Origin of the sequence: Aquabacterium sp., assembly GCF_004297345.1 — a bacterium.
In the GTDB taxonomy this organism is placed as follows: Bacteria; Pseudomonadota; Gammaproteobacteria; order Burkholderiales; family Burkholderiaceae_C; genus Aquabacterium.
In genome coordinates this window covers 1-9,343 of the sequence record NZ_SCTN01000178.1, presented here as the reverse complement: position 1 = coordinate 9,343, position 9,343 = coordinate 1, and the positions used below count along the sequence as shown (strand labels likewise).

Sequence of the window (9,343 nt, the reverse complement as noted above, 5' to 3'; positions counted from 1 at the left end):
CAAGCTGAAGACGGCATCCGGCAAGTCCATCCTCTGGGACCTGGGCGTGAACTGCAAGGCACCCAGCCCGGCGGTCATTGCCTTGGGCATGACGATTTCCGGTCAGCACAGTGACGAGGTCTCGGCACCCCACACCAATATCCGGACGGAAGACCTGGATACGCCGATGAACACGCAGACAGGCAGCCTGCGTTTCCCGCTGTCGTGTAACGTGCAGGGACTGGGCCGTCGCCAGGTGGACGGCACCTTCAATGGCGTGGCGCCCGTGCTGTATGCGCCAGGCGAGGTGTTCAATGCTGGCACCGGCTATGGCCGCATCGTGCTGCCCGCGCCCGTGGTGGATGAGTTGCTCAACCAGGTGCCTGCTGCCACGCGTGCCTCGGCCTATGTGGACCTGCTGGAGTTCTCTTCCACGAACACGGCCCCCGTCATGGTGAACATGGCAGCCAAGGGCACGATCACTGGTTCTGAAACGGCTGTGTCGCATGGCCAGGATGCGGTCGTGCGCTTCCCCGCCGACAGTGACCTGTCCATCGGCCCGTTCAAGGCCTTGTCGACTGGCTCGGACACCGCCTTGTATGTGGGGCGCACTGGTGCGGTTGTGCAGTTGAAGAACAACGCAGGTCAGGTGCTGGACTCGCGTCGTGTGGATTGTGATGTGCCCAACCCACCAACCACGATCGTGTCCGTGACCATTGCCGGTACGGCTGTGTCACCTGCCACGGTGAGCAGCGTATGGCCATCCAGCACGGTGGTGGCCGGTGGCAAGACCATCACCATTTACGGCACCAACTTCAACAACGCCCGCGACGTGACTTTCGGTGGCGTGCCAGCTGCCAGCTACACGGTGGCGTCCTCAACCAAGATCACGGCGGTGACACCCGTGTTGCCTGCAGGTACGCTGGATGTGACGGTGCAAGGTGTGGGCGGCTCGTCCAAGAGCGGCACGATCACCGTGAAGTGAAGGATTGAATCAGTGATGCTCGGTGTCATGCGGCACCGGGCGACTGGTTGGCGTTGCCGACGAGGAGGCCGCCGGGTATTCGCGCCTGGCGGCCTCGATGCTTTGGCGCAGTTCGGCGATTTCATGCCGCACTTCCTTGAGCTGCATGTGCATGTCGTGCAGGATCTCGCGCTCCACTTTGCGTTCCTGTGAACCCACGAACATGGCAGCGATGCTGGCCGTGACCAGGGACAGCAGCCCATAGCCCAACAGCACCACGAAGACCGAGAAGATGCGCGATGCCGTGCTGCTGGGCACGATGTCGCCATAGCCCACGGTCGCAGCGGTCGAGAAGGCCAGCCACAAACCGTCGTGCAGAGAGTTGACCTCCGGGTCCAGCCAGTAAAAGCCGATGCCGCACAATGCCAGCACCGTGGCGCCCATGGCCAGCAAGCGGGCCAGGCCTGTTTCCGTGAACAGCGGCAGGCTGATCTTGAGCAGACGGTAGAGCATCAACACCGCGATGACCAAGCGCCAGATCAGAGAGGGCTCGGATTCATTGCTTTGCGGCAGTACCGCGTTGAGCAGCAAGGCCACGCCCAGGAACCAGTCCAGCTTGAGTTCCAGCGGGTGGTGCCCCCAGGGGCGCGTCTTGCCGCTGTTCGGTGATCGGGTTCGCCCTTCCACCATTCGCTGCACGCGCCACGCCGAGAACAGCACCACCACCCCACTGACCACGTACATCCAGGTGGCCCAGGTGGCCGGGGTGGGCATCATCGAGTCATAGAAAGCCGGCACGCTGGCGATCAGGGCGATCAGCATGGGCCAGGGCGATGAGGACGAATCCAGGAAGTTGCGGCGTTTGGTGGGCATGGATGGCGAAAGGGGGCGAGGCAAGGTGCCTGCGTCAGGCCGGCAGGAATCCTTCAACGGACAGGTAGCGCTCACCGGTGTCGTAGCAAAAGCCCAGCACGCGTGCGCCATAAGGCAAGTCTGGCAGCTTCTGGGCGATGGCCGCGAGCGTGGCGCCTGAGGAAATCCCTACCAGCATGCCTTCTTCACTGGCGGCGCGGCGGCCGAATTCACGCGCGTCTTCTGCGTCAACCTGGATCACGCCGTCCAGCAGCTCGGTTTTCAGGTTGGCGGGGATGAAGCCGGCGCCAATGCCCTGGATGGGGTGCGGGGCGGGTTGGCCGCCGGAGATCACGGGCGAGGCCTTGGGCTCGACGGCAAACACCTTCAGATTGGGCCAGGCTGCCTTGAGCACCTTGGCGCAGCCGCTGAGGTGGCCACCCGTTCCCACGCCGGTGATCAAGGCATCCAAGCCATCGGGGAAGTCGGCCAGGATTTCCTGAGCGGTGGTTTGCTCATGCACGGTGATGTTGGCCGGGTTTTCGAACTGCTGAGGGATCCAGGACAGAGGGGTTTCGGCGGCCAGTTCCTGGGCTCGGGCAATCGCACCCTTCATGCCTTTTTCGCGCGGCGTCAGATCAAAGCTGGCGCCGTAAGCCAGCATCAGGCGGCGGCGTTCGATGGACATGCTGTCTGGCATGACCAGGATCAGGCGATAGCCCTTGACGGCCGCGACCATGGCCAAGCCCACGCCGGTGTTGCCGGAGGTCGGCTCGATGATGGTGCCGCCTGGCTTGAGGGCGCCGCTGCGTTCAGCCTCTTCCACCATGGCCAGGGCGATGCGGTCCTTGATGGAGCCGCCGGGGTTGGCGCGCTCGGCCTTGATCCACACCTCCGGGCCGGTGCCGAACAGTCGGTTCATGCGCACGTGAGGGGTCTTGCCGATGGTTTCGAGGATGTTGTTGGCTTTCATGTGGGACTCCTGAGCGTGATCGGGGCGAACAATGTGCAGACCAGACAGGATAAGCCCAGGCCGGGCAGAATGTCGGTCATGAATCAGATCAAGTGGATTGTCGCGCCTTGGCGCATCTTGTGTGTGATCCAGGGCATGTTCCTGATGCTCTTGATGGGGCCATTGCAGGCGCAAACCTTCCTGCCGCCCGAGAAGGCGTTTCAGGCGCAGGTGAGTCAGGCCGGGCCCCATACCTTGCTGGTTGATTTCACCCTGGCGCGTGGCGTGTACCTGTACCGCGAACGCCTGGAGGCCCGTCTGGATGCGGGTTCCGGGGCATCGCCTATCTCGTTGAAATGGGATCTGCCCCCCGGCCAATCCAAGCACGATCCGACTTTTGACAAGGTGCTGGAGGTCTATCACGGCGATGTCTCCGGGACGGTCTCGGTGCCTGAGAGCCTGCACGGCGAGCATGAATTGACGGTGGTGTATCAAGGCTGCGCAGATGCCGGGCTTTGTTATCCGCCCCAGAAAAAACGGGTGCTGTTGAAGCTGAATGAGCACGGCCAAATCCTGGCGGTGGGCTCGACTTCTGGCGCTGTGGCAACGGGATCCGCTGGCGCATCGGACAAGACCGAGCAACCTGCTTCGGCGCAGTCGGATGATGGTGGTATCAGCCGGGCCCTGGCTTCGGGGCAATGGTGGACCGTGGTGCCCGTCTTCCTGCTGGCTGGCGTCCTGCTGTCTCTGACGCCCTGCGTGCTGCCCATGGTGCCTATTCTGTCGTCCATCATCGTGGGGCAGAAGGAGCACGTGAGCCGCGGCCGTGGTTTCGCACTGGCGCTCAGTTACTCGCAAGGCATGGCGCTGGTCTACACGGCGCTGGGGGTGGCGGCCGGCTTGCTGGGGCAGGGCTTGTCCGCCTATCTGCAGCATCCTTGGGTGGTACTGGCTTTTGCCGCCTTGATGGTCTTGTTGGCCTTGTCCATGTTCGGCCTGTACGAGTTGCAGTTGCCTGCTTCCGTGCAAAGCTGGTTGGGGGCGGGTTCCAGCAAGTTGCCGGGTGGCAAGTTCATCAGCGTGTTTGTGATGGGCGTGGTGTCGGCGCTGGTGGTCAGCCCCTGCGTGTCGGCGCCGCTGGCGGGGGCGCTGCTGTACATCAGCCAGACGCATGATGTGGTGCTGGGCGGCACGGCGTTGTATGCCATGGCCTGGGGCATGAGCGTGCCCTTGCTGCTTGTCGGGCTGTCTGCTGGCAGTTTGTTGCCGCGAACCGGGCCCTGGATGAAAGCCGTCAAGGCCTTGTTCGGTGTGTTGATGCTGGGTATGGCCGTGTGGGTGGCGCGCCCCGCCTGGCCTTATCTGCAATCGCTGGCGGGTGTGGCGCCGGCTACCTCGGCACATCGCAGCGTGTTGCCTTTCGAGCGCGTGCGCACCGTGGCCGAGCTGGATGCCGCGTTGGCCCAGGCAAAGGCCCATGGCAAACCGGTGATGCTGGATTTTTATGCCGATTGGTGCACCTCCTGCCTGGAAATGGAGCACGAAACCTTCTCTGATCCGCAGGTGCAGGCTCGCTTGAGCGGTGCGGTGGTCCTGCAGGCGAACGTGACGGTCAATTCGGCAGACGATCGCGCCTTGCTCCAGCGATTCAAGCTGTTCGGCCCGCCCGGCATCATCTTCTTTGATGCGCAAGGCCAGGAGCGCACCGCGGCCCAGGTGGTGGGCTTCCAGAAGCCGCAGGATTTCCTGCGCAGCCTGCAGCAAGCTGGTTTTTGACCCCGTTCGCTCGATATTGGGGGGATAATCGCGCCCGTGAAGTCAGCCAGACCGCCGCTGGTGCAATCGCCGAAAGGCCGCACTGGAGGAAGGTCCGGACTGCACAGGGTAGCGTAGGAGGTAACACCTCTCCACCGTAAGGTGAGGATCAGAGCAACAGAGACGAGCCGGTTAAGTCCGGGTGAAACGGGCAATCTCTACGCGCAGCAACACCAAATAGGCACACGTTGACCTGTCCCGGGGAGTGTGCGGGTAGGTGGCATCGAGCCGTTCTGGCGACAGGCGGCCCAGAGGAATGGCGGTCACAGCTCAGCGTCGCGAGACACGGGGCTGCACAGAATCCGGCCTATCGGCTGACTTCACACTTTTTTCACATCGCACGCATTCAAGTTCGGCGTTTTACTGGCCGAAATCTCCGTCGTATTGCGGAGAGTCGATCATGATGGATGCGTTGCGTTTACGTTTGGCCAAAGTCTTCACCCTGGCAGCCAGCATGGCCCTGGTCCTGGGCGCCTATGCGGCGGATGGACATGGCCACGGGGAAGCACCCGCCGAAAGCGGGGATGCCAAAGAGGCCAGCATCAGGCCGTCGCTCAAACCCAATCTGAAAGCGGAGGCACAGAGTGCCGAAGGCCGTGAAGGCGGGCGCCGCGCAGAGGGGCGGTCCGATGAGCGTGCCTCCGAACCCAGGGCCGAGTCTTCGCGCAAGAGTGAGGGGCGGGGTAGTGAGGGGCGAGGGGAAGGACGTGAGTCACGCAAGGAGCCCAGCGCACGCAGCGAGAGTGCGTCGGACGCACGTTCGAACGTGTCCATGGCCGAGTTGCGCGATCTGATCGACCAGAAAATCGCCGAAGTGCGCACCAAGCGCGAGCCGGCACCGGTCGTGCGGTTGCGACCCAAGCCGGTGACCAAGGCTAGATCGGCTGCGGGCGCTCATGGCGCTGCGTCCGAAGCGGTGGCCTCCAACGATGCCCATGGTGCGTTGCTGCCGCAGGATCCCCATGCAGGCCCTGGCGGCAAGCCTGGTGGTGAGGCGCACAGCCCCAATCCCAATGGCCACGATGTGCACTGGGCCTACAGCGGTGACACCGGCCCTGAAAGCTGGGGCCGCCTCAAGCCCGAGTTCCAGCAATGCATGTTGGGCAAGCGCCAAAGCCCCATCGACATCCGCGAGGGCATCCCCGTTCAACTGGACCCGATCCAGTTCGACTACCGCCCCTCCAACTTCCGCGTGATCGACAACGGCCACACGGTGCAGGTCAATGTGGAGCCCGGTAATGGCATCACGGTGATGGGCCATCGCTATGAATTGATCCAGTTTCACTTCCATCGCCCCAGCGAAGAGCGCATCAATGGCCGCCAATATGAAATGGTGGCGCACCTGGTGCACAAGGACATGGATGGCAAGTTGGCCGTGGTGGCCGTGCTGATGGACCAGGGCAAGGCCCACCCTGTGGTGCAACAAGTCTGGAACAACCTGCCGCTGGAGAAGAATTCCGAGCAAGGCGCCATGAGCCAGATCGATCTGAGTCAGTTGCTGCCCGAGCAGCGCCAGTACTACACCTATATGGGCTCGCTCACCACGCCGCCTTGCTCTGAAGGCGTGTTGTGGATGGTGATGAAGCAGCCTGCTGGCATGTCGCGCGAGCAGATCGGCGTCTTTTCCAAGCTCTATCCGATGAACGCTCGCCCCGTGCAATCGGCTTCCGGGCGCTTGATCAAGGATGGCCAGTAAGCGGGTGCTTCAGTAAACGCGCCCGCCCTTGATCTGGGCGTGTGTGCGTCGAGCCAGGTCCGTGGCTTTGGCCATCTGGGCCATCGCATGCCCTGCGTGCGCATGGCAGATGGCCAGGCCCAGGGCGTCGGCGGCGTCGTTATGCGGCTCGCGTGGCAGGTCCAGCAGGCGCATCACCATGTGCCGGATCTGCGCCTTGGCTGCGTGACCGTGGCCCACGACCGCCTTCTTCATCTGCAAGGCGGTGTACTCCGCAACCGAAGGGGATGCGGGCGTGGACAGCAAGCCCGCGATGGCCGCGCCGCGCGCCTGGCCGAGCAGCAGCGTGGATTGCGGGTTCACGTTCACGAACACGATTTCGACCGAAGCCTGCTGAGGTTCATAGCGGCCCACCACTTCACGCACACCTTCGAAGATCAGCTTCAGCCGTGTAGGCAGATCACCTTGCGCCGCTTCTTTGGTCTTGATGGTGCCGCTGGCCACGTAATGCAGGCGCGGGCCATCGGATTCGATGACGCCAAAGCCAGTGGTCTGCAGACCGGGGTCGATGCCGAGGATGATCACGTTGAAATGGAAAAGGCAGGTTGAGCCACGTACAAGGTACGCACTCTAACCTGCCTTGACCGAAGGGATCAGCGGCGACGACGTGTGGTCAGCCCCAGGATACCCAGGCTGGTCAACATCAGCATCAGGCTGCCAGGCTCGGGCACGGCGGGTGTGACGGCGGTGACGTGCAGGCCGAAGGACTCCGACAAGCTGGTGCCAACGTAGCTCGGGCCGCCTGCGTAATAGGCCACGGCCTGGGCCACAGGCAGCGCACCGTTAGGCGCTTGCAGGTAGGTGGCGCTGTTGCTGTCTGCACTCGCCTCCAGAGCCAGCCAGTAGCTACCGGCATTGAGCGTCCAGTTCAGGCCCGTGACGCCATTCCAGCCGTCTGCGGCATAGGTGGCCGTGGCCTGGAACAACTGTCCCAGATTCAAGGCGGGCAGGTTGCCATAGTCGGCGTACAGCGCGATGCTGAAGGTTTTGCCGGTGTCGCCTGCGACGTCGTTGGACAGCACATAGGCCAGCACGCTGTCGATCTGTGTGGCAGCAGAGACCGAAAACTTCTCGGCCATCGAATTGCTGCTGTCGATGGTGTTGGACAGGATCAGGCCATTGACTGGGGTGTTGCTGTTGACGACGTCATAGGCGTGCGCCTGCAGGGGCAGGGCGATGGCGGCTGCGGCGGCCACAGCCAGCGTCTGGCGAATCATCTTGGTGTTCATGGTGCTTCCTTGTGATGATCAGCCGATCAATGGGCCAGGGTCACGCTTTGCAGCAGCTTGGTGGGGCCATAGGTGTCGCTGAAGCCGTAGGCATCGATCTGCACCTTGCCGCTCTGGAACACGCGCACATTGGCGAAGGCGTAGTAGCGGTCTGTCACGGGTTCGCCGGCAGCCAGGGTCGCAGCGTCAAACGGCGAGCCGCCAGAACCGACCAGCACTTGATAGGCCGAGCTGGTGCGGGTGGTGCCGTCCGTGTTCTTGATCACGGGCTGCGACATGTTGTAGGTGTGCTCGTGACCGCAGAAGTAAGTGGCGCCGTAGGACTCGATGGTGCTCCAGAAAGCATCACGGTTGGCCGTGCCTGCCGCGTTGGCATCCAGGCCGCCAGCAGTGGCGCTGCTGTTGTAGAAGTAGGTGTAGGCAGGCTTGTGACCGAACACGAAGAAGTGCTGGGCACCACGGGCCTGGGCTGCAGCAAAGTCGGCGCTCAGCCAGTTGGCTGGGGCGGTTGAATCGGCGCCAGCGGGGTCGGTGTTGATGATGGCGAAGTGGTTGTTGCCCACGTCGAAGCTGTAGCTCAGCTTGCTCTGGTCGGTGCTCAGGCCGTCAGCGGCGCCAGGGGCTGTGGCGCTGATGTTGGCGACCGTCTGGCCTGCGGGCAGCACAGCGTTCATGCGGGCCGAGTCGATGATCAGGTCACCGTAGTTGGCGCGCCAGGCATCTTCGTTGGTCTTCATGCCCAGCTTGCCAGTGGCGGCGTTGCCGTTCACGTCCTTGCAGGTGATGTTGCCCCAGGCTGTGTTGCTGGTGATGGAGGCCACGATGCCTGTGCCGGTGGTGACGGCACCGCTGCGGCATTGCACTTCATGGTTGCCAGCCACGGGCACCACGTAAGTGCCGTTCTCGATCAAGGGGGCGACCATGCCGCGCCAGAAGGCCGACTGGGTGTAGTAGCGCACCAGATCCGAGTTCACGACACCGGCCACGCTGTTGGTCGAGACGGTGGACACATCGGCGTTGCCGTAGCCCATGATCATGTCGCCGTTGAAGAACAGCACATTGGCTTTCTTGCTGCTGATCTCACGCATCAGGCGCGACCAGGCCTTGCTGTTTTGCAGCCAGTTGTAATCCTGCTGGCTCATGGGCTTCTGGGTCGAATCCACCTTGGATGGATCCTGGCGCGAATCGCCCACGGTCGAGAAGGTCAGCACCACGGGGTCGGTGGTCTGGGCTTGTGCCACGGAAGACAGTGCAACGGCCGACACGGCTGCGCACATGGCGGTGAGCTTGATCAGGGATGGGGTCATGATGGGCTTTGAATAAAAGGGGATGAAGCTGTACTGCCTGCTGCTGTCATGCGCCTTGCACATCATGCAAGAGAAGGTCTCGGGCAACATCAGCCACAGACTGCGGACCGCCCGATAGCATGCGCATCATGTGTGACGTTGCGATGGCACAGCGTGTGGTCATTCGGGCGTTCTGCTTGATGGCGCTTCAACGTGAGGCTGTGCGCATCAGCAACTTGACGGGCGGTGGCACATAACCATCCGTCAGCGTGCGCAGGAAGGCTTCCAGATCGCGAATCTCCCGTTCATTGAGGCGCGGTTGGCCGTTGGGCAAGGGCTTGAAGGGCGCGTCCTGGTTGACGTTGGCGCGGTAGGCTGGTGGCAGATCGTCGTAGACGATGACATGGCCGCGCTGGTCTTTGCCGTACCAACGCTCGGGATGGATGTCGCGCGTCACGTAGAAGTCCAGCACCTGCTTCAGGGAGTGGAAGACGCCGTTGTGGAAGTAGGACTGCCTGAGTGCCACGTTGC

Annotated in this window: 8 protein-coding genes, 1 other RNA gene and 1 pseudogene; 4 read left to right on the top strand and 6 right to left on the bottom strand. The window is 62.8% G+C overall.

Annotation, left to right across the window (positions count from 1 at the left end):
• The coding region (locus EPO09_RS06060) for an IPT/TIG domain-containing protein (protein ID WP_290641209.1) at nucleotides 1-964 on the top strand (964 nt) is incomplete at its 5' end.
• Nucleotides 965-973: 9 nt separating this feature from the next.
• On the opposite strand, the gene EPO09_RS06055 is transcribed toward EPO09_RS06060, so the two are convergent.
• Together EPO09_RS06055 and cysK are read right to left on the bottom strand one after the other, a co-directional pair.
• Nucleotides 974-1,816: a potassium channel family protein gene (locus EPO09_RS06055; protein ID WP_290641207.1), complete on the bottom strand. Its 843-nt coding sequence runs from the start codon at nucleotides 1,814-1,816 to the stop codon at nucleotides 974-976.
• 34 nt (nucleotides 1,817-1,850) lie between these two features.
• Nucleotides 1,851-2,768 carry a cysteine synthase A gene (cysK, locus tag EPO09_RS06050; protein WP_290641204.1) on the bottom strand — a complete coding sequence of 306 codons (918 nt, stop codon included), beginning with the start codon at nucleotides 2,766-2,768 and terminating at the stop codon, nucleotides 1,851-1,853.
• A 78-nt stretch (nucleotides 2,769-2,846) separates the two neighbouring features.
• On the opposite strand from cysK, the gene dsbD reads away from it, so the two are divergent.
• From dsbD to EPO09_RS06035, 3 genes are all read left to right on the top strand, one after another.
• The gene (dsbD, locus tag EPO09_RS06045) at nucleotides 2,847-4,523 is read left to right on the top strand and encodes a protein-disulfide reductase DsbD (protein ID WP_290641202.1); all 1,677 of its coding nucleotides are present in this window, start codon (nucleotides 2,847-2,849) and stop codon (nucleotides 4,521-4,523) included.
• A gap of 38 nt (nucleotides 4,524-4,561) precedes the next feature.
• Nucleotides 4,562-4,888, top strand: an RNA gene (rnpB, locus tag EPO09_RS06040) — RNase P RNA component class A.
• A gap of 74 nt (nucleotides 4,889-4,962) precedes the next feature.
• The gene (locus EPO09_RS06035) at nucleotides 4,963-6,258 is read left to right on the top strand and encodes a carbonic anhydrase (RefSeq protein WP_290641201.1); all 1,296 of its coding nucleotides are present in this window, start codon (nucleotides 4,963-4,965) and stop codon (nucleotides 6,256-6,258) included.
• Between the two features lie 9 nt (nucleotides 6,259-6,267).
• Here EPO09_RS06035 and ruvC read toward each other — a convergent pair whose 3' ends face one another.
• The 4 genes and pseudogenes from ruvC to EPO09_RS06015 form a co-directional block, all read right to left on the bottom strand.
• Entirely contained in the window at nucleotides 6,268-6,822 is a 555-nt protein-coding gene (gene ruvC, locus EPO09_RS06030) for a crossover junction endodeoxyribonuclease RuvC (RefSeq protein WP_290641200.1), read from the bottom strand.
• Nucleotides 6,823-6,890: 68 nt separating this feature from the next.
• A complete protein-coding gene (locus EPO09_RS06025; protein WP_290641198.1) occupies nucleotides 6,891-7,526 on the bottom strand; it encodes a PEP-CTERM sorting domain-containing protein in 636 nt (211 codons plus the stop codon).
• 26 nt (nucleotides 7,527-7,552) lie between these two features.
• A complete protein-coding gene (locus EPO09_RS06020) occupies nucleotides 7,553-8,833 on the bottom strand; it encodes a metallophosphoesterase (RefSeq protein ID WP_290641195.1) in 1,281 nt (426 codons plus the stop codon).
• A gap of 187 nt (nucleotides 8,834-9,020) precedes the next feature.
• Nucleotides 9,021-9,343, bottom strand: a pseudogene (locus EPO09_RS06015) (cytochrome-c peroxidase); the annotation flags it as partial.

Coding starts and splice junctions, on each gene's coding strand:
- EPO09_RS06055 (WP_290641207.1), bottom strand. CDS start 1,816: ATGCCCACCAAACGCCGCAACTTCCTGGATTCGTCCTCATCGCCCTGG.
- cysK (WP_290641204.1), bottom strand. CDS start 2,768: ATGAAAGCCAACAACATCCTCGAAACCATCGGCAAGACCCCTCACGTG.
- dsbD (WP_290641202.1), top strand. CDS start 2,847: ATGAATCAGATCAAGTGGATTGTCGCGCCTTGGCGCATCTTGTGTGTG.
- EPO09_RS06035 (WP_290641201.1), top strand. CDS start 4,963: ATGATGGATGCGTTGCGTTTACGTTTGGCCAAAGTCTTCACCCTGGCA.
- EPO09_RS06025 (WP_290641198.1), bottom strand. CDS start 7,526: ATGAACACCAAGATGATTCGCCAGACGCTGGCTGTGGCCGCCGCAGCC.
- EPO09_RS06020 (WP_290641195.1), bottom strand. CDS start 8,833: ATGACCCCATCCCTGATCAAGCTCACCGCCATGTGCGCAGCCGTGTCG.